21 protein-coding genes and 2 pseudogenes are annotated in these 21,613 nt (G+C 59.1%); 14 read left to right on the plus strand and 9 right to left on the minus strand.

Going from position 1 to position 21,613, the window contains the following annotated elements:
• Positions 1–80 precede the first annotated feature (80 nt).
• Positions 81–722, plus strand: a complete 642-nt coding sequence (locus G5S42_RS05130) for a DsbA family protein (RefSeq protein WP_176105815.1) — start codon at positions 81–83, stop codon at positions 720–722.
• Between the two features lie 272 nt (positions 723–994).
• Here the strand turns inward: G5S42_RS05130 and G5S42_RS05135 are convergent.
• A pseudogene (locus G5S42_RS05135) lies at positions 995–1,162 on the minus strand (SDR family NAD(P)-dependent oxidoreductase); the annotation flags it as partial.
• A 120-nt stretch (positions 1,163–1,282) separates the two neighbouring features.
• Positions 1,283–2,221 carry a GlxA family transcriptional regulator gene (locus G5S42_RS05140; protein ID WP_176105816.1) on the minus strand — a complete coding sequence of 313 codons (939 nt, stop codon included), beginning with the start codon at positions 2,219–2,221 and terminating at the stop codon, positions 1,283–1,285.
• A gap of 331 nt (positions 2,222–2,552) precedes the next feature.
• Between G5S42_RS05140 and G5S42_RS05145 the strand changes: the two genes are divergently transcribed.
• From G5S42_RS05145 to G5S42_RS05175, 7 genes are all read left to right on the plus strand, one after another.
• A complete protein-coding gene (locus G5S42_RS05145) occupies positions 2,553–3,209 on the plus strand; it encodes a response regulator transcription factor (RefSeq protein WP_176105817.1) in 657 nt (218 codons plus the stop codon).
• Positions 3,210–3,365: 156 nt separating this feature from the next.
• Positions 3,366–3,761 carry a response regulator transcription factor gene (locus G5S42_RS05150; protein ID WP_176105818.1) on the plus strand — a complete coding sequence of 132 codons (396 nt, stop codon included), beginning with the start codon at positions 3,366–3,368 and terminating at the stop codon, positions 3,759–3,761.
• Between the two features lie 198 nt (positions 3,762–3,959).
• Positions 3,960–4,934, plus strand: a complete 975-nt coding sequence (locus G5S42_RS05155; RefSeq protein ID WP_176105819.1) for a LysR family transcriptional regulator — start codon at positions 3,960–3,962, stop codon at positions 4,932–4,934.
• A gap of 342 nt (positions 4,935–5,276) precedes the next feature.
• Entirely contained in the window at positions 5,277–6,383 is a 1,107-nt protein-coding gene (locus G5S42_RS05160; protein ID WP_376776852.1) for an IS5 family transposase, read from the plus strand.
• A gap of 771 nt (positions 6,384–7,154) precedes the next feature.
• Positions 7,155–7,526 (plus strand): hypothetical protein, encoded by a 372-nt coding sequence (locus G5S42_RS05165; RefSeq protein ID WP_176105820.1) that lies wholly within the window; start codon positions 7,155–7,157, stop codon positions 7,524–7,526.
• A gap of 2 nt (positions 7,527–7,528) precedes the next feature.
• Positions 7,529–7,987, plus strand: a complete 459-nt coding sequence (locus G5S42_RS05170; protein ID WP_176105821.1) for a universal stress protein — start codon at positions 7,529–7,531, stop codon at positions 7,985–7,987.
• Positions 7,988–8,301: 314 nt separating this feature from the next.
• Positions 8,302–8,724 (plus strand): transposase, encoded by a 423-nt coding sequence (locus G5S42_RS05175; RefSeq protein WP_246391813.1) that lies wholly within the window; start codon positions 8,302–8,304, stop codon positions 8,722–8,724.
• Positions 8,725–9,156: 432 nt separating this feature from the next.
• On the opposite strand, the gene G5S42_RS46150 is transcribed toward G5S42_RS05175, so the two are convergent.
• Together G5S42_RS46150 and G5S42_RS46155 are read right to left on the minus strand one after the other, a co-directional pair.
• Positions 9,157–9,264 (minus strand): transposase domain-containing protein, encoded by a 108-nt coding sequence (locus G5S42_RS46150; RefSeq protein ID WP_512884382.1) that lies wholly within the window; start codon positions 9,262–9,264, stop codon positions 9,157–9,159.
• A gap of 105 nt (positions 9,265–9,369) precedes the next feature.
• Positions 9,370–9,806, minus strand: a pseudogene (locus tag G5S42_RS46155) (IS66 family transposase); the annotation flags it as partial.
• A gap of 110 nt (positions 9,807–9,916) precedes the next feature.
• On the opposite strand from G5S42_RS46155, the gene G5S42_RS46160 reads away from it, so the two are divergent.
• Positions 9,917–10,144 carry a hypothetical protein gene (locus tag G5S42_RS46160; protein WP_512882028.1) on the plus strand — a complete coding sequence of 76 codons (228 nt, stop codon included), beginning with the start codon at positions 9,917–9,919 and terminating at the stop codon, positions 10,142–10,144.
• 38 nt (positions 10,145–10,182) lie between these two features.
• Here G5S42_RS46160 and tnpB read toward each other — a convergent pair whose 3' ends face one another.
• Both tnpB and G5S42_RS45110 read right to left on the minus strand, forming a co-directional pair.
• On the minus strand, positions 10,183–10,491 hold the full coding sequence (gene tnpB, locus G5S42_RS05185; protein WP_368614379.1) for an IS66 family insertion sequence element accessory protein TnpB: 309 nt from the start codon (positions 10,489–10,491) through the stop codon (positions 10,183–10,185).
• A gap of 264 nt (positions 10,492–10,755) precedes the next feature.
• Positions 10,756–10,947: a transposase gene (locus G5S42_RS45110; protein ID WP_281374982.1), complete on the minus strand. Its 192-nt coding sequence runs from the start codon at positions 10,945–10,947 to the stop codon at positions 10,756–10,758.
• A gap of 891 nt (positions 10,948–11,838) precedes the next feature.
• Between G5S42_RS45110 and G5S42_RS05195 the strand changes: the two genes are divergently transcribed.
• The 3 genes from G5S42_RS05195 to G5S42_RS05205 all read left to right on the plus strand — a co-directional run bounded on the left by G5S42_RS05195 (position 11,839) and on the right by G5S42_RS05205 (position 14,863).
• Complete coding sequence (locus G5S42_RS05195; RefSeq protein WP_176105822.1) at positions 11,839–12,303, plus strand: hypothetical protein; 465 nt, start codon at positions 11,839–11,841, stop codon at positions 12,301–12,303.
• 9 nt (positions 12,304–12,312) lie between these two features.
• A complete protein-coding gene (locus G5S42_RS05200) occupies positions 12,313–13,065 on the plus strand; it encodes a nucleotide-binding protein (RefSeq protein ID WP_176105823.1) in 753 nt (250 codons plus the stop codon).
• 760 nt (positions 13,066–13,825) lie between these two features.
• On the plus strand, positions 13,826–14,863 hold the full coding sequence (locus G5S42_RS05205) for a glycosyltransferase family 2 protein (RefSeq protein ID WP_246391814.1): 1,038 nt from the start codon (positions 13,826–13,828) through the stop codon (positions 14,861–14,863).
• 146 nt (positions 14,864–15,009) lie between these two features.
• Here G5S42_RS05205 and G5S42_RS05210 read toward each other — a convergent pair whose 3' ends face one another.
• From G5S42_RS05210 to G5S42_RS05220, 3 genes are all read right to left on the minus strand, one after another.
• On the minus strand, positions 15,010–15,426 hold the full coding sequence (locus tag G5S42_RS05210; protein WP_312883526.1) for a class I SAM-dependent methyltransferase: 417 nt from the start codon (positions 15,424–15,426) through the stop codon (positions 15,010–15,012).
• A 341-nt stretch (positions 15,427–15,767) separates the two neighbouring features.
• Positions 15,768–17,054: a N,N-dimethylformamidase beta subunit family domain-containing protein gene (locus G5S42_RS05215; protein ID WP_312883631.1), complete on the minus strand. Its 1,287-nt coding sequence runs from the start codon at positions 17,052–17,054 to the stop codon at positions 15,768–15,770.
• 882 nt (positions 17,055–17,936) lie between these two features.
• On the minus strand, positions 17,937–18,806 hold the full coding sequence (locus G5S42_RS05220) for a LysR family transcriptional regulator (protein WP_176105826.1): 870 nt from the start codon (positions 18,804–18,806) through the stop codon (positions 17,937–17,939).
• A gap of 122 nt (positions 18,807–18,928) precedes the next feature.
• Between G5S42_RS05220 and G5S42_RS05225 the strand changes: the two genes are divergently transcribed.
• Complete coding sequence (locus G5S42_RS05225; protein WP_176105827.1) at positions 18,929–20,320, plus strand: MFS transporter; 1,392 nt, start codon at positions 18,929–18,931, stop codon at positions 20,318–20,320.
• 106 nt (positions 20,321–20,426) lie between these two features.
• Positions 20,427–21,545, plus strand: coding sequence for an NAD(P)/FAD-dependent oxidoreductase (locus tag G5S42_RS05230; protein ID WP_176105828.1), 1,119 nt, complete (start codon positions 20,427–20,429; stop codon positions 21,543–21,545).
• Positions 21,546–21,613 lie beyond the last annotated feature (68 nt).

Consider the following 21,613-nt stretch of genomic DNA (forward strand, 5'->3'; position numbering starts at 1 on the left):
AGTCATTGCGATGGCTGGGAGCGATGCGGGGCATGGGGTCCTGCGGGCCCCGCGTTGTCTCTTCATTTGGGCGAGCAAGAATGAAACTAATCTATGTCGGCGATCCGATGTGTTCGTGGTGCTATGGCTTTGGCAAGGAACTCTCAGCGCTCGTCGCGCGCGTGTCGGATCTGAAACTGGAAATCGTGGTCGGCGGCATTCGCGCGGGCGCGACCGATGTTCTCGATGCAGCCGGCAAGCGTTTCCGGCTGCAGCACTGGCAACGCGTGGAAGCGCTGAGCGGCTTGCCGTTCAACCGCGAAGCGTTCATGGCGCGCGAGGGGTTCGTCTACGATACCGAGCCGGTTTGCCGTGCCGTTGTGGCGGCGCGCCGGTTCGTCAGTGGCGATGCTTTGCTTTCGGTGTTTCGCGCGTTTCAGAATGGCTTCTATGTGCAGGGGTTGGATACGACCGACGCTCGCGTGTTGAGCGATATCGCAGCGACGGCGCTGGCGGCCGTAGGCGTTCAGGTGAATGCCGACTCGTTCTACCTGGCATGGGCAGGGGCAGAAGCGATAGAAGAGACGCAGCGCGATTTCGCGCGCGCGCGGGCGCTTGGGGTCGCGTCGTTTCCGACCTTGCTGCTTGAAGAGCAAGGTCGGATGTACGCCGTGAATTCGGGCTACGCGAGCGTCAACGCCCTCGAAGAAAGATTCAACCAGATCGAGCGGCTGGTTGCCTGATCGCGTTTGATCCTGGGTTGTTCGAAACGGGCTGCGCAAGCGATTGCACAGCCCGTTTCGAATTGCGGACCGGGCGGAAATCAATAAGGAGCGGACTGCAACGAACAATAGCGTCGAAATCGTCGAACTCGTCCAGCACTATTCCGACGCCATCCGGCGAGGGATGTAAAGCCACTGAGAATGGTGTTCGATGCGCACGCGATCGTGGCGGGGGGAGGTGAATGGCCAGCCCTGCTAAAGACGATGGACGAGTACCTTGCGGGTGTTGCAAACAGGCCACGGGCCGTGGCGACCACGCGATGGCCCTGCGCGCGGAAGGCCTCGACGGTTTCCGCGCCGATGCCTTGCGATGCCCCGGTGACGATGACGATCCTGGAAGTGCTCATTGTGTATCTCGCAGTAAGGGTAAGTCGGCCGGACGGCCGTTCGAATCGACGGATCCGGTGAAGGAGCACTGTAGGCGCATCGGTTGCTCATGCGAACACACACCATGGACAAAGAGTCTTGCGTCATGAGAACAAATCGCGGCGGGCTGACGACGCTGCGCACGCGGCGATCACTCAGGCGGCGACCTCGGTCGGGTGGCACTGTTGGCGGTATTGCCGGGGGGTGAGCTCGAGGAGCCTTTGAAACAAAAAGCCACAATCGAACGCGACGGTTTTCATCGGAATGTTGCGTTCCTCCAGGAGCTTCTTCGCCGCACCGACACGGACCTGATCCACGAATGCAGAAGGGGTCGTGTGGAGATGCTTCGCGAAGATCCTGGATAGCGTGCGCCGGCTTACATGGACCGCGCCGGCGAGTTGCTCTATCGAAAGTACATCGGACAGATGGTCGTCGATATGGCGTTGTACTCTTCTGATAATCGTGCTTTCATCGCCTGGCGTGGCAATGCAAGGATTGCGTTCGCAGGACTCGCTGTGCAGTTTGGCGCCAAGACGCCTTGCCACCTGTTCGGCGAGCGTCTGGCCCCAGTCTTGCGAGACGAGAGAGAGGCCAAGGTCGAGTCCGGCAGTCGCGCCGCCAGATGAAATCAGGCGTCCGTCGCGGATCAGATTCTTGTCGGGACGTATCCGGGCGCGCGGGAATTCGCCGGCCATCTGGCTCGCGTCGGCCCAATTCGCAACGATCTCCTTGCCATCGAGCAGACCTGCGCGCCCCAGCAGCCATGCGCCGTTGCAAACGCAGCCGTATCGCTTCGATTCGAGTGCGCGTCGCCGCAGCCAGTCCAGAAAATCCTGCTTCGGCCGGACGTGAGTTGCGTGAAAGGCGCCTGTCACCAGCAGAAGATCGAGGTTTGCGCGAAAGTCCGCGTAAGCCCACGGCACGCACAGTTGCATTGCGTTCGAACAGGCCACCGCGCCTGCGTGCTCTCCGACGAGGGACACCTGATACCGACGTGGCTCGCTGAGTAAACGATTCGCTTCGGCGAACACGTCGAGCACGCCTGCCACGTCCATCGCCTGAACACCATCATGCACTACAAGAGCGACTTTCATTTTGCGCACCCACTCTGACCGACGATGCCGACAGCGCGATGACCCGTTCGTAATATAGGTTAGGCGTGCAGCGCCACCCTGACCATTCTCCGAATGGCTGAAGCTGTATCTTGCCGGCATGCGGTCCCTCATACGCCGGTATGACCCGTGAAGCTCTCAGGCGTGGTGTGCCATAAGGAGCCGGGTTGACGAGTATGATTTATGGGGGCGCCTGCTTCAAAGGAAAGCAATGCTCACAGTTTGCAAGCGGTAGCGATAAGTCTCGATATTGCTTACCATAAGGCGAGCATCGGCAGCTTTACGCCGTCACGAACATTTCGAAGATCGAGCGATGACACACGATAGCGTTGGGACGCGAAGTGAACAACTACCAGACTCGCTCGTGTACGTGATCGACGACGATGAGTCTATCCGAGGCGCGCTCACCAGTCTGCTGAGGTCGGTGGGCATCGAGGTTCGAGCGTTCGCATCGGCTGACGAATTTCTCGCCGAGAAGATGCCGGATGTGCCGAGCTGTCTCATTCTCGACATTCGATTGCGAGGCGAGAGCGGTCTCACGCTTCAGCAGGAAGCTTTTAAAGAGAGCATTCGATTTCCCATCGTCTTTCTGACGGGACACGGCGATATCGGCATGACCGTCAAGGCGATGAAAGCCGGTGCTTTCGATTTTATGACAAAGCCATTCAAGGATCAGGATCTGCTCGATACGATCGCTGCGGCGCTCAAGCGCGATGGCGAACTGCGGCGCCAGGCGAAGCTCGTTGCGGGCATTCGTCAAGCCTACGATTCACTGACCTCCCGCGAGCGCGAGGTGATCGGGATGGTTGCGGAGGGTCTGTTGAACAAACAGATTGCCGACCGCCTGTGTCTCAGCGAGGTCACGGTCAAGATCCATCGGGCGCAGGCCATGCACAAGCTCAATGCGCGCTCTGTCGCCGAGCTCATCAAGAAGTTGCAGCAAGTGCAGGCTCCTCAGAGCGCCAGATAAGCATTTGCCCATTCGTTGCGCGGTGGCTGCCTGCGTCAGCGCGCGGATCTCCCCCAGCTAATACGGACTGGCACAAGAATCATTCGAAGGTGTGATTGCTGCTCAATCGGCCGGCTTGTATTTTGCAGAAAGATTCAATCTTTCTGCATCATTTCGATGGCCACCGGACCCCAGATAAAACCAGCGCTTTCGTCTGCAATGATCGGCCTTGTGGACGACGATGAGTCCGTCAGGATGGCACTGTCCAGTTCGCTGCGTTCGGCGAACTGGAACGTCATCGACTACGCGTCCGCGCATCATCTTCTGGGCGATACGCGCCGCTCCAAACTGAAACTCGTCGTCGCCGATATCCAGATGCCAGGCATGGATGGTTTTGCGCTACTCGAGTCGATCAAGCTGTGGAAGCGTCCTATCCCCGTCATTTTCATTACCGCGTACACGACCCCGGAAGTGCTGGAGCGCGCAAATCGTAACGGCGCCGCAGGCTTCTTCTCGAAGCCTGTGGATGACGCGGGACTTCTCGCACGGGTTAGTGAACTGCTAACGCAATGACGTGGCCGAACGCTCTGAAATTGGGCGCTATCTGGCCTGAGGGATCTGCCGCTATGCCGGCCGCTGGTTCAGGCCATCCGGATGTATTAGACGCGCACGCGCCTGCATCAGGCGTCACATCATATTGGACGATACCGCCGCGCGGCTTACGCGATTACGCTTGAATCGTCGACCAGAGCGAAATTTGCGAGGTGCGAGATGGACCAGCTTTACATGTTGCGTGCATTCGTCGCTGCTGCGAGGTATCAGAGTTTCAGCAAGGCCGCCGAATCGTTGAATGTGACCACCGGGTCTGTTTCAAAAGCGATCGCCAGGCTTGAAGAATGCGTCCAGACGAGAGTCCTGCTCAGGACCACGAGGTCCGTTTCCTTGACAGACGCAGCACACTCGTACTATCTGATTTGTTGCCGTTTGCTCGAAGAGCTCGACGAGGCTAACCGGCGCATTGCGATGGAGCACGAGGTCAATGGCGGAAAATTGAGCCTTGTCGTGCACCCCATGCTGGTGAACGGGGTGTTCCCACGGTTGGTGCGGCGCTATCGAGCCATCGCGCCTCATGTGAATCTGATGGTTTCCGTTCAGGATCACCCCGCGAACCTGTTCGATGGCCGTTTCGATATCGCCATTCTTCCGCCTCAGCTGGTCGAGCAGTCCACCGTAATTCGCCGGACGCTAGCGCACTCGCCTCGCATTCTCGTCGCCGCTCCGGCCTATCTCGAGCAATATGGCGCACCGGAATCCGCTGCGCAGGTCGCCAATCATTTTTTACTGATCGATCCGGAAACGAGAAAGAAAAATGCGGAGTTCATCGATCTCTATGAGGGTGTCCGGAAGGTGAGCGTTTTGCCCATGTCGTCGATGGAAGGTGACCAGCTGCTGCTTCGCGCGGCAGCGCTCGAAGGTACCGGCATTGCCACGCTGCCTGAAACCATGGTTCGCGACGACATTGATAGGGGAGATCTCGTGCACGTCCTGCCGGAATGTACGGCATCGGAAAGCAGCATTGAAATATGCCTTTTCTATGCTCATCGGGAACTGATCTCGGCACGGATCAGGATGTTCGTCGACTTCTGCACTGAGTTCTTTCGGGCTCCTGCCAGGTCGACAGTTATTGATGTAATGCGCGTGCCGCGACCGGCCGTGCGGACCAAAGATCTCGAGATGATTTCGTGATGGCGTGTTGATGCCCCCCCACTCGCGCCGTATTTGCGAAATGGACGCCCGCAGCCCTAACTGGGAGAGGAGATGCCCGCAATAGTGTGGGCGTATTTGAGGAGGTGGTATCGCAGCGACGCCTCATTGCGATATTTGCCACCACTCGTTGACGACGTCCCGTAAGCCAGCTTCTCGATACTCCCATGGAATGGAAGGATCATTCCCGAGGCTATGGGATTCTCTTGGCTATTGAAGGTGATTAATCTGCCTAGCAGGCTGTTGAATTTGGATCCCGTGTAAACGGGGTTTGAAGGACGGGCGTTATGGATATCGTGTTCATGATCTTTGGCAGCGGATGCGATGCGCGGAATGGACGAGATGCAGGAACCCCTGTTCACGACGGTCAAGCTCGAGGACTTCGTCCCGGCAGATCACCCGTTGCGACCGATCCGGTTGCTGGTGAATGATGCGTTGAAACGGCTCAACGGGCTGTTCAGCGTCATCTACGCGGACACCGGTCGTGCCTCGATTGCGCCTGAGAAGCTGATGCGGGCGCTGCTGTTGCAGGTGTTCTACTCCGTACGCAGCGAGCGCATGCTGATGGAGCAGATGCGCTACAACCTGCTGTTCCGCTGGTTTGTCGGGCTGGCGATTGAGGACGCCGTGTGGGACCACTCGGTGTTCTCGAAGAACCGCGACCGGCTTCTGGAGCATGAAGTCGTGGAAGCGTTCTTCACCGAAGTCATGAGCCTGGCGGACAAGCGGGGCTTGCTGTCGAGAGAGCATTTCTCGGTGGACGGCACGCTGATTCAGGCGTGGGCCAGTCACAAAAGCTTCCGCCGCAAGGACGGCCCGGACGATGGTCCGCCAGCCGGCGGTGGCCGCAACGCCGACACCGACTGGAAAGGCGAGCGACGTAGCAATGCCACGCACGAGTCGACTACTGATCCGGAGGCGCGATTGTTCAAGAAGAGCCACAAGAGCCCGGCCATCCTGTGCTACCACGGGCACATCCTGATGGAGAATCGCTCGGGGCTGGTGGTCGGCGCCGTGGTTAGTCACGCAGATGGTTTTGCCGAGCGGGCCAGCGCATTGCAATTGCTCGATTGCGTGCCAGGTACTCATGCGAAGACAGTTGGCGCCGACAAGGCGTATGACACCCGTGACTTCGTGAACGATTGCCGCGCTCGCAACGTGACACCGCATGTCGCGCGCAACGATGAGCGTTGGGGCGGCAGCGCCATCGACGGTCGCACTTCGCGGCATGCGGGCTACCGGACTAGCCAGATCATCCGCAAACGAATCGAAGAGCATTTCGGCTGGGGCAAAACCATCGGGCGGATCCGGCAGACGGTCTATCGCGGCCTCAAGCGCGTCGACCAGCACTTCAAGCTGACGATGGTTGCGAGCAATCTGACCCGCATGGCCCGAATGCCAGGGATGGTGCCGCGAGGAGCGACGCGATGAGCCGCCAATGCGCGAAGACTGCGCGCCAGACGAGCCGCATGCGTGCGCCTGCCCCGCGCAGATCGCGCGGTGAACCGTTAATTCAGCGCAATATCGCACGCGCAAGTCTCCTGAACATAGCTTCGGTCGTCATGACGGGGCGCTTTTCAACAGCCTGCTAGGTGTTTCCCCGGGGAGGCGCCCCTCCATCACCTTGCTAGAGAGATCGAAATGAAATTGCTTACTGCTGTTCTTTTTGCATGTTCGCTGTCGGCCAGCTTCGCTGTTCACGCAGAACCCCTTGCCCCCGCGCATGCGGATGTTCAACAGGCGGCCGAGGCGGGTACGTCCGCGGCGAATACATCCGAGGCGAATACGAATCGCGCGCCGTGGCGCCGGGCTTTGGCTCCGGCCAGGGACCCTAATGCCTGTGTGGGTCCGGCGAGTTTCTGCGACCTGTTTTTTGGCAGTTGAGGTTGCTAAGGGTTGGCGCCGCGCGCATCGATTGATCGCGATCGAGCACACACAGCGGGAAAAAAGAGCGATTCACCGAGCGTGTGAATCCCCTCATCGAGGCGCGGCGACCATAGTTTCTCGTCGTTGAACTCAACCGCCGGATTGGCGCGCACAGCGTGTCCAGGTGAACGCATGACTCCGGGTTGCGACCGAGCCTGAACTTCATTCAGCCATCGGAGCGCATCGGTGCAGAATCATAAAACCTACGGCTTGCACTGACCTGCCGCGAAAGCGATCGCTCCTGGTGCCGGCTCGCTTGTGGACGAGGATGGGTCGATGCTGTGGAAGAACCCAATGACCGTCTCCCTCACGAGGTTTTCGGGGGTCTTCTTACGGGCACGCGTGCGGGCGAAGGTTCATCGGCCGTATCGGCGCGACCGCGCTTCCGTGTATCACAACGCCTTTTACGGAGTTCGTGGCCCGGAGAACGAGCTTTCCATGCTGCTCCAAGCTTCGCATGGCGCGCTTGGTCGGCAGCCGCAGGTTATCGCGCTTGTCGCGGAGGCACGCCTCAGGAAGACCGGCATCTTGCAGGAGTTCTGCCGTTGGCCGAACCAGTTTGAGGATGTCAGGAACTACTGGCCCGACACGCTTCCAGGCGGCGATGGCACCCAGCATGTCAATCGTATCTTCAAAGGGTATCTCTAGCCATGTTCAATATCCTCCTCGTTCCGCTGGACGGCACAGCCCAGAGTGTCCGCGTCGTCGACCTGGCCAGCCGCGTGGCGGCTCCAGGCAGGGCAACCGTACACCTTCTTTGCGTTGTCGACCCATCCTACTTTTTGCCTCCCGGTAGCGAAAGTGGCACCGCACCCGATCGCCTGAATTATCCGCCTGCACGGGCGCAGACATCTTTCGCACAAGCCGTTCTGACTGCAGCAGCCGCCCAGCTTGCCGACCGGAATCTCACCGTGGAACAGCACCTCTGCGCGGGAAATTCTCCGGCCGACGTCGTCATCGAACAAGCCCGGCTGCTGACCGCGGAGGTCATTGTGATGGGACATCACCATTTGTCGCGGCTACGCCGCTGGGCGAACCCGTCGACGAGCGGGGAGGTCATTGATCGGTCGCCGTGTGCGGTACTGATCGAGACATGGGACAAAGGCTAACCGGGGTGACTTTGATTTCCGGTCAATTCTCCGGCTAGCCGCACCCAAGCTAGCCGTGGGTTTGCCTTTGCTCGCCAAATCAAATACGTGCAAAATCAGTTGGCTGCTGTCTATCCGCCCGCGCTGCAACGCGTCAATACTTTTGTAAAGGCGCAAAGTGCCAGATGCGCGATAGACGCTTTTTCAGATTGGCCCGACACCGCCGCACCGCAGTTCGTCGTGTGCCTCATGATCTTACGTTGAGTTGATTCCAACATCGCCGCCGTTCGTGGGCGGAGCACGATAGCCTTGGGTCCATTCCGAGGAACGAAGCGATGCGCGCACAAACGAAGGATGATGTTATGCAGACGAACCATGGCGATACGGCAGGAGGTAGGGCAACGGTTGAAAAGGGGATGGCCGGAGTTCTGGAAAGGTTGTCAGGACGTCTTCCCGCGGTATTGATCGACTCGCTGCGAGAGCAGTGGAGAGGCCTGGATACGATCGACCGGCAGGTCGGTCAGATCGAGCGCCGGTTGCTGGAGTGGATGAAGGAAGATCACTCAGCCAAAGCGATCGCAGCAATTCGTTGCGTAGGGCTACTCACTTCGACGCCGGCAGTGGCAACGATGGAACACGCCGAAGCCTTCAGATCCGGCCGCGAGTTTGCTGCATGGCTGGGTCTTGTGCCGGGCCAGACTGGCTTGGGCGGGATATCAGGCTGTGAGGACTCAGTAGGCGAGGTGACACATATCTGAGGACTTTGCTGGTTCATGGAACGCGCAGGATTATCTATCGGACCAAAGAGCCGGGGCAGTGGGTGGAGCAGATGAAACAGCGGCGTCCGTTGAACGTCGCAATCGTCGCCATGGCCACCAAGCTCGCCCGAATAGGCTGGGCGGTGCTGGCGCATCAACAGCCATACCGTGCAAATCACCGGCGCAAAAAACCTGCGTGATCCAGACGGCAGTACCTTGCTCATCTTTGAAAGTAAGCGTAAGCGGCTCGGCAGGGCCGGTCCCCGATCCGCGCGCGCGTGGAGCATGATGTGAGGGCGTGAGGAGGTCCGGGTAGATCACGTGAGATCGTTCCATGATCGTGGACACGATCTATCTGGATCTGCCCGGTCAAACGGCGGGCGGGGGCGGAGTGGCCGGATTCAGTTTGACGGCCACGTTCCAGGGAAGCAGTTAGTCGATGCGGTTGACCTTGTGGTCCGCAATATGAGTGAGCACGTATTCGAGATAGGCACGTGGGTTGATTTCGTTGAGTTCGCACGTACCGATGAGACTGTACATCGCCGCCGCACGCTCACCGCCGCTGTCGGAGCCGACGAACAGGTAGTTGCTGATCTCGGCGCATCCGTCCTCGCAGTAGAACGTGAGTGCCGCCCAGTGGTTCAGCGAGTAGTTGATCGCGCCCGTGAGCGTGGACTTCTTCGACAGCGTCGCAAGCTTGGCCCTGATCGTCGATTCGAACGTGTTGAGCAGCGGTTTGCTCTTTTCCTGCCGCACAGGGAACCGCTCATCGGGTGGTTTGCCGCGAATGTCGGCTTCGATGCTGTAGAGCTCGCCAATCATCTCGAGTAGTTTCCGGGTATCTGGAGTCGGTGTACGCTCGTGAACGTCGTATATGTACTTCCTCGCGTGATCCCAGCACGCCGCTTCGTGCACGTCGCCGTTCGCATACAGGTGATCAAGCCGGCGTAGGCATCCGCCTGCAGGATTCCCTCGAAGTTGGCGAGATGCGTTTGCGGATGAACACCCTTGCGGTCCGACGAGTACGTGAACCAGACTGCCGCAGGTCCGCCGAGCCCGAGCGCCTCGCCCAGCGAATGCATGTTCGTCGCGCATCTGGGGCAGAGCGGATCAGGCTCGAGTACGATCTCCTCGCGCGGCAGGTGTGGCGGGAGCGGCTCTCGCGAAGCCGATTTGCTGGCCGGCGCATTCGGTGTCCCGTCTCGCTGTTACGCGCCTCGGCAGCACCACGGCCGCCCGTCAGGTCCTCCAGCTGCGCCTCGAGCTTGTCGATCTGCGCCTTCAGGCGTTCGATCTCGTCATCTCGCGCGGCGAGTTCCTGCACCATCTTCGCGATCGATGCCTGGTGCTCAAGCAGCGATGCCTGTTGCGCGAGCACCATGGCACGAGCTCGGCGACGTTATCGGGCAGCGGCGCTTGATCGGGCATGCGTCGCAGTTTACGAGCCTTCCTCGCGGTTTACAACATCGAGAGTGCGGCGGTGCGTCGTGGCTGTCGCCAGTCGATGCCCTCGAGCGACATCGACAACTGTGCGCTCGTCAGATGAATCTTGCCGCCATCGGCCTGTGGCCAGATAAAACGGCCTCGCTCCAGACGCTTTGCGATCAGCCAAAGCCCGTCGTCGGTCGCCCACAGAAGCTTCACGAGATCGCCGCGGCGCCCGCGAAAAATGTACAGGTTGCCGCCCAGCGGATTCTCCTCGAGTGCCTTGCACCTTGGCAGCCAGGCCCTGGAAGCCGCAGCGCATGGCCGTGATGCCCGCAACAAGCCAGATACGCGTACCCGTTGGCAGAGAAATCACGAGCGCAAGCTCCCCAACACTGTCCGAAGCATCTCAGCGTCGACAATACCGTCGACCTTAACCAGTGCCCGGCCGATCCGAACCTCGATTGACCCGGCCGGCGCAGCGGGCCTCACGACCTCAGACTCTGGCAGCGCAGAAGGTTCATTGACCGATGACACCTCGTTCACGATTGCCACTGGAACGAGTTGCACCGCCTCGGCTTGCTGTTCCGCCAGATATCGGCGCCGCTAGGTGAACACGAGGTTCGCGTTCAAGCCGTTCTTGCGGGCCAACCTGGAGATTGACACCCCCGGTTCGCAAACTGCCATCGCCAGGCGACGACGGAATTCGGCACTATGGTTCGGGCGACCTTTACGGCTACCGGGCCTCTGTGTTGGCTCTGACAAAATGGTGTCCACCACTTCGAAAATGATGGACATCACTTTGATGCCGATACTTGCGGCCGTCTACAACGGCCACCGCGAGCCGCTTACTGTGCTCCTCCGAATGCTGTTTGCGTTTTCATCGTCAAGCGCTTATTTCACCTCCACGGCCAGGACGTGTCTGGCAAGGTTTTATTTCGAAAGAGGGTATCGCGTCGGCAGCTAATCGAGTTCTTCACTTAGCGTTGATCCTTGGGCGCCCAAAACCGGCGATTGCCTATCCTGCCATCCCTCGTCGTTATTCTCTTTCTTTTGTCATCCGCAAATCCTTTGAGTGTGGTCACCGATGGTCGCGCAAAAAAATGACCACCTGCTGCAAAAAAAATCTACTCGTCCACGCAGCAAAACGAACTGGCCCGGCAGAAAAAATATCGTATCGCGTGAGTGGGTCTTCCCCCACCACGCAAATAGATGATTGACCGGCATCGCGAAGGTGACGGATGACGCAACGTGGATGAGCATGGACTGCCGTGCTCCGCACAGAAAAATTCAAAAGTCGTATTGAATCCGCGTGCCAGAATGCAGACGCTCGCGCAAATTGAACAAAGACATTTCCGCACGGTCCCGCAGGAATGACATCGGACCGACACGTCACATCAATTCCAGCGATCATTCGACGCAAATTGGCGAGTGACGGATTTCATGTGCGGCCCGTTGTCAACGCAGAGCCTCTGATCATTCGAACTGAAGGCCGATGCACTCGTATTGATCGACGCGCAAATCCCGGTACGTTGCGCGCGCGCGACGGCGCAAAAAAAGTTTTTTATTCCAGAGAAGTCCTATTCAATCCAGAACATTCCATCACGCCGGTTCGAGCCTGTTTCCACGTATTGACGCGTGCCAGTCCCCTTTGCAAGATGGCATGGAAGGAGTGTGCAGGAGCCAATCATGCCGACGGCGAAAAGCTTTACCCAGGCGCAATGGGACGCCGCAGCGCGCCGTCTCGATGCACTGCCGGAAAAGCCCGCGCATGAGCACCGCGTCGATGTCCGCGACGCAATGAGGTCCATGCAGCCTCAAATTATCGATGCACAGAGAAACGGCTACACGCAGGAAGAAATCGTCCAGCAGATCGCCCAGGACGGTGTTGAAATCAGCGCTGGAACGTTGCGATACGCGATGCAGCGCGCTGCCAGGGAAGAAAAGGCCGTGCAGGTGGAGCGGCACGTCGCTACGAATGCCGCCATGACATCACCTCGCGTGAAGAAGGGCACTCAGGCGAAGCCATCACATTCGAGCCATGCGCGCGTCGGATCACAACGGAAAGGGGATGGGGGAATCACCCGGCCGGAACGCACAGAGATCCAGGGCTTCCTCGGATTTCCGATCAGGCCGGATACCGAAAACCTGTAAAGGTACGAAATGGCAATGGAAGATCCTGCTATCTATATGGTCGGCGGCAGCAAGGGCGGCGTTGGCAAGAGTTTCGTCACGCTGGCGCTGGTCGAATATCTCTGGCGCACGGATGTCCACACCGTGCTGGTGGAGACGGACACGTCAAATCCCGATGTCATGAAAGCCGTCCATGATGAAATCGAATGCGCCTCATGTGATCTGGATGAGGCGGGCGGCTGGATCGATTTCGTCGATTTCTGCGCTGAGCATCGGGATGCGACGGTCATCGTCAATACGGCGGCGCGCAGTCAGGCCGGCGTTGCCCGGTACGGCGGAACGCTAGCCAGTACGCTGGATGACATGGCCCGGCGTCTCGTCGTGTTATGGGTCATTAACCGCCAGCGCGACAGTCTCGAACTGCTGCTTGAGTTTGGCGAAACATTCCCGCGGGCGCTCACACATGTCGTGCGCAATGGTTACTTCGGCACGCCGGACAAGTTCACGCTATACCGTGAGTCGAACCTGCGCAAGGCCGTCGAGGCACAGGGCCGGTCGCTGGATTTTCCCGATCTCGCGGATCGCGTCGCGGACGAACTGCGTAGTCAGCGCACCTCGATCCGCAAGGCGTCGGAGACCATGCATATCGGGCAGCGCGCGGAGCTCTTCCGCTGGCGGGAGCTGTGCGACGCGATGTTCTCAAAGGTCATCGGCGTTGACCGGACGGTTCATGAGAACCAGGCAATCGAGATCGGCCGATCCGCTCACCCGCCTGTTTCATGAAGTCTCCGGCGATGTTCCGGACGAGGCCAGCCTGCGGGTTCCCGCCCGTGCGACTGGAGGAGCCGACAGCGGGATCTCTTTCTCCTGGACAATCCAGGCTAGCATCGAAATGCTCTTCGCTCACCCTCCAGTTGGCGACGTCGGCACCCGGGATACCGAGCACGATTGGCGTCGGCCTTGACGATGCTCGCATCGACGGCGAAGCCTTCACCGCCGACGAGTCCCTCCGCCATGCATCGACTCAGGACCGATTCGAATACGTGACGTTCGCTGTTGCGTTTCAACTGCCACTTACACTACTTACATATGGAAAGTGGCGCTTCACTCGGCTTCTGCGTTAAATTGGCTTCAACCTGTTTTGCATATGTTCGGGCCGCGCCAGGACGGTCAGATTTCATCTGACCTGCGTGTAAAACCGCCGTGGTGTTGGCAGGATCTCACAGGATTCCTCGGCCTGTTCATTGCCATCGGCAGTGCTGAATACGTCGCACACCTATCCAGGACAAACCCGCACCATTCGATCGTTATATGTGGGGGCGCGCACCGAGACCACCAATTATCTGTCGACTCAGCGGGGCTTTGCCTCTATTACTTGGGGAGTCCGACTGCGAGGGCATCGTCGCAGGCAACCCGTCGATCTGGAAAATCTCCACCCTCGCTTTGGGGTGCGATACGGCATCGCCCGCGCTATTTCCGCCTATCCCGACTTCAGCAGAACGCTGTCCGACAATCTTTGCAAACTTGCGTCAGAACCATGACTATGAGCTTAAAGGGCAAAAATCTCGCATCGGCGGTACTTCAAAGCGGTTTCGACGACAAGGAGCCAGCCACCGCGAATCGTACGAGCATTTCCGCGTTGGCACCTTCTGTCACTGTCGTGATGGCCAACTTCAATGGAGAGAACTGGATCGGAGAGGCGATCAGGTCGGTCCAGAGACAGAGCCTCGCGGATTGGGAACTGATCGTTGTTGATGATGCGTCAACCGACGCCAGCACTGAGATTGTCCGCGCCGCTGCTGCTAACGACCCACGTATCGTTCTCCTCACATCTTCTTCCAACGCGGGGCCCTCGGTCGCGCGCAACCGTGCGCTGGCATGTGCGCGAGGACGCTGGATCACGATCCTCGACAGTGATGATGTGTTTGCGGACGGACGCCTTCAGTCGATGCTCGCAAGGGCCGAATCGGACGGCGCGGGCATTGTAGCGGACGACTTGCTCATCATGAGCGAAAGCGGCTCGCTGACCGGGTATTCGCTGCTTGGCCTGCGGACCGCGAGGACCGTCGATGCCGTTGCGCTTGTCAAAGCGCCGCAACTCGGCTATCTGCAGCCCATGATCAGAACCGAACTGCTGTCCGAGCTTCGGTATGACGAGCGGGTTCGCTCCGCCGAAGACTTCGATCTTTTGTTGCGCATGTTGGTCAGGCACGAAGCGGAAATGGTCGTCTATCCGGCTATGGGTTACCACTATCGCAGACGTGATGATTCGCTTTCCACAGACAAGTCAGCGGATCGACGGGCGCTTCGAGGCATGCTCGAAGCAAACGCGCGTTTCCGCGCATCGCACGCGCTGTCAGGAAGATTAGCCCACGCGTGTGCGCATCGGCAGCGAACCCTCGAAACCCAGCTTCGCTGGGTCGATGTCACCGAGGCAGTTCGTGAAAGACGTTTCGCACAAGCCTTTCGGCACACAATGCATCACCCTTGGGTCCTCAGTTGCGCCGCGCAATTCCTTGCGAAGCATTTTCACTTTCTCGTACTCAGAAACAAACGCCGCGCCGTGACTTTGGGACTTTGAGCTGAGACGCGACGGATGCCGGCACGTCCGCAACGGAGGGTGCGGGCGCCCTTTGGGGCGCGGGCGATGCCTGCGATTTTCCAGAACAGCGTGGCTCGAGGCGGCCGCTCAGGGGCGGCATTTGATCAGATGCATGCGTGCAAAATTTACCGCAACTTCAGCACGGCCACGTCCCATTTGAATCGCGTCGACGCGTGTGTGATACGGACACGCTCGAGTTCGTCGAAGGCAGCCTTCAACCTGTTCCACGTCCGTATTCCGTCGTCGTGATACCAGATACTGACGATCAATAGCCCCCCGGGCGCGAGACAGCGCGCGAGTCGACGAATCTGTTCCTCCGGTTCTTCCAGGTAATAAAGCATCTCGTTGAAGACGATAACGTCGAATACCTGCGAAGGCTCGAAGGTAGCGGCATCGGCGACGGCGAACTCCGCTCCATCGATATTCGCCTGGCGGCCCTGCTCAATGGCGACTTCGGAAAGATCGACGCCGAAATGGCTAGAAATCGAGGCGCCCGAAAGCCAACTTGCAAGAACACCAGCGCCGCATCCAACGTCGAGCACTCGCGCGGCGGGTTTCAGGTGCTTGCACCCGGCGATCACGCTATAGCGGGCAATCTCCTGCGTCGTCCCCAGATAATCCCAGGTGCCCGAGCCGTACGCCTGATTCCACGTCGCATCCGAGATTGAGACGCTGTGAGCCGGCAGTATCGTGGCCTTGATCGCTGGGGGACAAACCTTTTAACAGGCCACTTTATGGCTTTACCGAGGAAGCCGTACACTCCTCTTCTATCTGGCGGATTAAGCATGGTCGGCTCTCATGTCAAACCAACTGACGCTACGTGGCTTCTTCAGGCCAGCACCAGATATCCCCGCGCGACTTTAGGTGCGCGGCAGAATCGTCATTAAGCCTGTGCTGTAACGGACTGTCTGTCGCGATTGCTCGGATTGGCCAGCAAGCGTTCGAAGACGTTGCTGGTGATACGGTCGACGACAGCATGACTTTCGGCGTGCGGATCCATGAGCACGCGAGCCCAATCTGTCGTGCCTGCGTTGAAGACGATGCCCGGCTGAACTCCTCTTCCAGCCGCCCGCTGCAGCACGCCAAATACGCCGCGTCCGCCGACGTCCCATCCATTCAGCGCGCTTGTCATGCCAAGCACGTGGAAACCATTGGGGTTCGGCGGCAAGCCGTCTACTTCGTAGCCCACCAGACGATCTTCGGCACCAAAAATGTCTCCGTTGTTCAACTCCGTACCGGCGAGCGCCCAGTGACTCGCGTCCTCGACCCGGAATCCGGTTGCTGGGCGCTCGCGCCGGATCCAGCCACCACGCAGTAGACGCCATTCTCCCCACCAGCCGCCGCCATAACCATAACTGAGCCCGATCAGGTCGCTTTCGTCGTGACCGGGCCAATTTTCCGCGAGGCGAGTCACGCGCAGATCGGGAGCGTGAGGGCTGCCGCGCGAAAATTCGATTGGCCGATAGCAGGTGTTTCCACTAAAGATCGCATAGTGTCCGCCGTTTGCAATGAAGCCGGCCATCCTGTCACGCATGCGCCCGCTCCAGTATTCATGATGACCCACGCTAAGCACGCAGCGATACTGGGTTAGATCAAGCCGGTCACCATCATCGAGATCCAGGTCGGAGTAGAAGTCGCAAGCAATGTTCTTCGCCTGCAGCCAGCGCACGAACTTCGCGTCCCAGTGCGGGAACTGTTGGCGCGGGGACCGAGGTTCATAGGGGTCGGCAGGCTCGCCGAACTGCGCCCCGAAGCCGCCACCTGGTCTTAGCAGGGTCACGGTCGTGACAGGTTTCTTACGTCGAACGGGATCGTGATAAAAACCGCCGCCGCCGATCGAGTTGTACGCTTGATACGTCGCGACAGGCACGATGTAAGCGACCGACGCCGATGGTCGAGGAGGGCGCGCGACCAACATTGCCATACTTCTGCTGTCCGGCGGCAGCCCGTATAGAGGCTCGTGCGCGGCGCAGTTGCGCCCCAGCGGGCGCACGGGCTCGCCGTTGGCGCGCACCTCGTAAGCCACCGCGACATACACCCCCGACGTCGCATCGGCACGATCGAAGCGAAACCGGAAGCTCGGCCACCGCCATGCAGCGTCGCAACGCGTTGCGGTTCGTCCGCGCGGCGAAGTCAGCACCCATTGGCCACTCACGCTGTCGCAATCCATCGCGCCGCGGTCCTCTACAAGGATGCCGCAGTGGAACTCGAGCGCTTCTCCGATGCCTTGCCGGTAGATTGCAACAGAAAAGCGGCGCCCTGGCTCGACGGCGAGTTCGAAAATGCCGCCGGCATCGTAGGCGGGCGCGAGCGGATATAACCTCATCGATCACTTTCTCCGATCTTTGACGAAGCTGCACGTGGACGAGATGGCGGGTCATAGTGGCAACCATGTCCCGCACCGGGGCAATTTGACGCGGGGTTACTCACTGCGACGTGAATGCTTTGGGCGCCCTTTGGGTCTGTTCGGAATTGGCAAAATGATACCTCCCGCGCTCCGCTTTCAATTACACGGTATGCGACATAAGATACGCGGTATGCGCCGAGCGACATCGAAATGCTTGATCATCGGGCTGTTCAACGAGTCGGACTATCCGACGCTTGCCAGCATGTCGGAGAAATTCGCCGTCAGGCTCGCGGTGTTGCTGTTTCCTGACGCGTCGGGCTGCTCTCGGCCGATACTGTTGAAAAAGTCGCTGCGTGGTTTTATCAGTCCCGCCGCGAGAAAATCGACCTCTCAGATCGGCCCACAGACCGCTCGCGCACACCGGCCAAGGGTAAGAAGACCCCTAAAAACCTAGCGCGAAGGACGAGCAGTGACTTTTTCAACAGTATCGACCCTCTCCGGTCGTTCAAAGCGAGCAACGGCGCATGGCAGCTTGCAAGGCAAAACGGTCATTGGTCCATCATGCTCGCTTAGTGATCGTCGGAGCCTGGAGGGGCGGCGTTGATGCTAATGGCCAGCGCAGCGTTTCTGGTCCACCGTCAAGAATCCCAGACAGCCAAGCCGATCACGATCCTTGCCGGTTCATCGTGCTGTTGCCGCGCCAATTCATTTGAGGGCGGCGAGAGCCATTTCGATAAGTTGTTGCTGACGTCCGGTAGCGTCGCTACTCTGTTTGCGCAAAATCATAAAAAGAGAAAGTGGGTCGGGCGGACTTAGCGCGATCCGGTGGATCGTGCAGCCCGTCTCCTTCGCCAATGGGGTCGTCAAAAAACTCGGAACGAGGGCCCACGCTGCATTTCTGAGCATCGGCGCGAGCATGTGTGCTTTCTCAACCCAATTTACGTGCCGCGACAATCCGCGGCGGCTGCGCCACATGTCGAACTGAGGCGACCACGGCAGATAAATTTCTCTTGACGGTTCGAGGTCGGTAATGTCGAGGGCTTCCGGCAACGAGGTCTTACCCGAGCCAGCGTAGACCACAAGCATCGCGTAATCCCGGACCTTCCTTGAAATAAGATCGATGTGTTCGGATGGGGACAGCGTGAAGGCTACGTCCAAATGACCAGATGCAACCCGGTTGGCGAGTTGAAAGTAGCGCGAGCTTTCCATGTGCAGACGCACGGGCGGTGTCTCATCGCAGAGCGCAGCGACAAACGGAGGCAGGACGTTGATCGCGACCGCGTCTACGGAACCCACAGCAAGATGTCGTACCTGGTCGGCCTGAAGTTGCTCGGCCTCAATTTCAAGCATTTTCCAGCGCTCGGCAATGTCGAGAAAACGCTCACCCTCGGAGGTCAGTGTTATGCCCCTGGTTCCCCGCGAGCGCAGGAGCAGCGGATGCCCTATCCGGCGCTCGAGGGACTGGATCCGATACGAGACGGTCGATTGCGTCGTAGATACGATCTCGGCCGCCTGAAGCAAACTTCCCGAGCGGACCACCGCCAGGAACGTGTTGATCTCCTCCCTGAACAGCATATCGAATCCTTCGATATCTGGTGAATAAAATCTGACATTGACCGATATTGTGCCCCCACCTTAGCCTAGCTGAATAGAAAAACAAATCCCGTCATTTGATTCGGTAACGTTTGGAGGCACATATGGGAAAGGCACTCGTCGGCATCGAAGATTTACCTCCGAGCCGCTTTCATAAGAGGATAGCCCTCGTGGCGGCAGGGGGACCGTTCTGTGACGGGTATCTGCTAGGGATCATCGTTGTAGCGCTGCCGTTCATTGCGAAGGACCTCGCGCTGAACGCGCTGCAGATCGGTCTGATCGGCGCGTCGAGCCTGATCGGCATGTTCGCCGGCGGCCTGGTTTTCGGACCCATGACGGACCGCTTCGGCCGCCAGAAGATGTATGTGCTTAATCTGGCCGTATTCGTTATCTGCTCACTCGCGCACCTGTTCGTACATGACGTGACGACGTTGTTCGTCCTTCGTTTCGTCATGGGGGTTGCGCTGGGCGCGGACTATCCCATAGCGACCGCGCTCGCAGCTGAATTTCTGCCTCGGAAGCTTCGCGGGCCGGTGCTCGCGAGCCTCGTGCTTTTGCTCTGGGTCGGATACACCATAAGCCTTGCAACGGGTCTGATCGTTAGCGGTAGTGATAGCGGTGTATGGCGCTACATTCTTGCGAGCGCTGCGATCCCTTCGGCGATATTCCTGCTGCTGCGCCTGAGCATCCCCGAGTCGCCGCGCTGGTTGATTTCCGCAGGACGCGTAGAGGCGGCTCGTAGCATCGTGGCACAGCACCTTGGGCCACAGGTTGACTTCGATGCACTCGTTGCTGAAACGCGCGTGAGCACCTCTAGGCGTGGCCTTGGGCTGTCCAAAATTCGCGAACTGCTTTCGCGAGGCTATGGGCGCATGCTGGTGTTTTGCTCGATCTTCTGGATGTGTCAGATTGCGCCTTCGTTCGCAATCAAGACGTTTCAACCGATGCTATTGAAATCGCTCGGCGTCACTCAGCCACTCGCCGGCTCGCTCGTGATCATTTCATTTGCCATCGTCGGAACTGCGATCGGCATGTTCGTCGTCAACCGCGTCGGTCGGCGCACGCTTTGTCTGGTCTCTTTCGTTCTTGCAACGCTCGCGCTTTTTCTTCTGGCAACGCCGATGTCGAACATTGCCACGGTTGCGATCGGTTTGTTCGTTCTCTTCACGGTGGCCGAAGCTGCCGGCTCCGGGCTGCAATTCATCTACCCGAACGAGATTTTTCCGACTGATCTTCGTGCAACCGGTATGGGACTCGCGATGTCTGCAAGCCGCATCGGAGCCGCGGCAGGAACGTTCCTCCTTCCTACCGTGCTAGTCCATTTTGGAAGCGCGACTGGTCTGCTTATCGCGGGTGGGATCAGCCTGATTGGCCTGCTCGTATCGGTTCGCATGGCTCCCGAGACCCGTAACGTGTCGCTCGGCGCGGCGAATGCTCCGAGCATGGCAGCGAGCGCCAGCGAACACTCTCTGCAGCGAAGAGAGGCTCGCAGCTGAGCGGAAAGGACGGCGTAGCCATCGCTGACGCCGGTCAGCCACAGCAACTCGGACTTAAGAATCTCACCCTGGCAACACTTCTTGCACCAATGCAAAGAGGCACTCTATGAATTCGGCACCTAAAGTCATCATCATCGGCGCTGGCATCATCGGCACCACACTCGCTTATGATTTCGCGAAACGCGGCGCGCGCGTCACCGTGCTCGACAAGAACGAAGTCGCGAGAGGCGCCACTTCTGGATCATTCGCGTGGATAACGAATCAGACGAAGTTCCGCAATGCGGACTCGCTTGGCGAAGTTGGCGCGCAGCATTACTTCAGTCTGCATCGCCTGTCGCACCTGCGCTGGCGTTTCCTGCAAAGCGAAATCGACGGTCTGCCGATTCGCTGGTCAGGCTGCTTTCAAAGCGCCGAGCCCGGCACCGAGGAGGCACGGGAACTCGCGGCGGAACTGGACCGGCGCCTGCGCTGGGGCAGCCCGACGTACCGCGTCACCGCGGCCGAGGCACGCGAGATTGAGCCGGGGTTTGAGCCGGGAGCCGAAACGGACATTTTCTACACGCCCGATGAAGGGATGATGTCGCCTGTGCAACTGACGTCAATGATGCTCGATGCGGCGGTCGCACGAGGCGCGCAATATTCGCCGCACGACGCGTATCAAGGCTTCACCAAGACGGCGGGCGGTTACGAGATCCAAAGCGGAAGTGGCAAGCGCGAGGCCGATATCCTCATCTTCGCGGGCGGCATCGCGAACCCGGAACTCGTCGAAGGCACGGGGCTTAAGGCACCGCTCATCCACAGCACGGGGAGCGTCGTCCATCTCGCGCCGTTGCCACGGATTTTCGATTCGGTCATTCTTGGCGCGCATGTTCACGCGATCCAGCGCATCGACGGTCGTGTGGTCATCGCCAAGCACTTCTCCGGTTCGCCCGTTGGCGATCCAAGCACGCCCGACCCCGAGGAGCTTGTACGTGTCGCCGCGCGCGTGCTGCCCGGCTTAAAGGACGCCGTTGTAGAGAAAGTCACCGAAACGCGTCGCGTCATTCCCGCTGATGGACTGCCCGTCGTGAGCCGTTCTGAAGACCTGCCCGGCGTGTTTTCGATCACAACGAACGCGGGCATCAGTCTGGCAGCCGGATTGTCGCAGCTTATCGCGACTGAATTGCTTGACGGCGTGGCTGTGAATCTATTGGACCCGTATCGCTCACAGCGCTTTGCCGATTAAGCAAGGCTGTGACCCCATTCAGGCGGACCGCCATGAACGGCCTCGGTTTGATGACCGCTTGCCAATGC

Source organism: Paraburkholderia youngii, assembly GCF_013366925.1.
Lineage (GTDB): Bacteria > Pseudomonadota > Gammaproteobacteria > Burkholderiales > Burkholderiaceae > Paraburkholderia > Paraburkholderia youngii.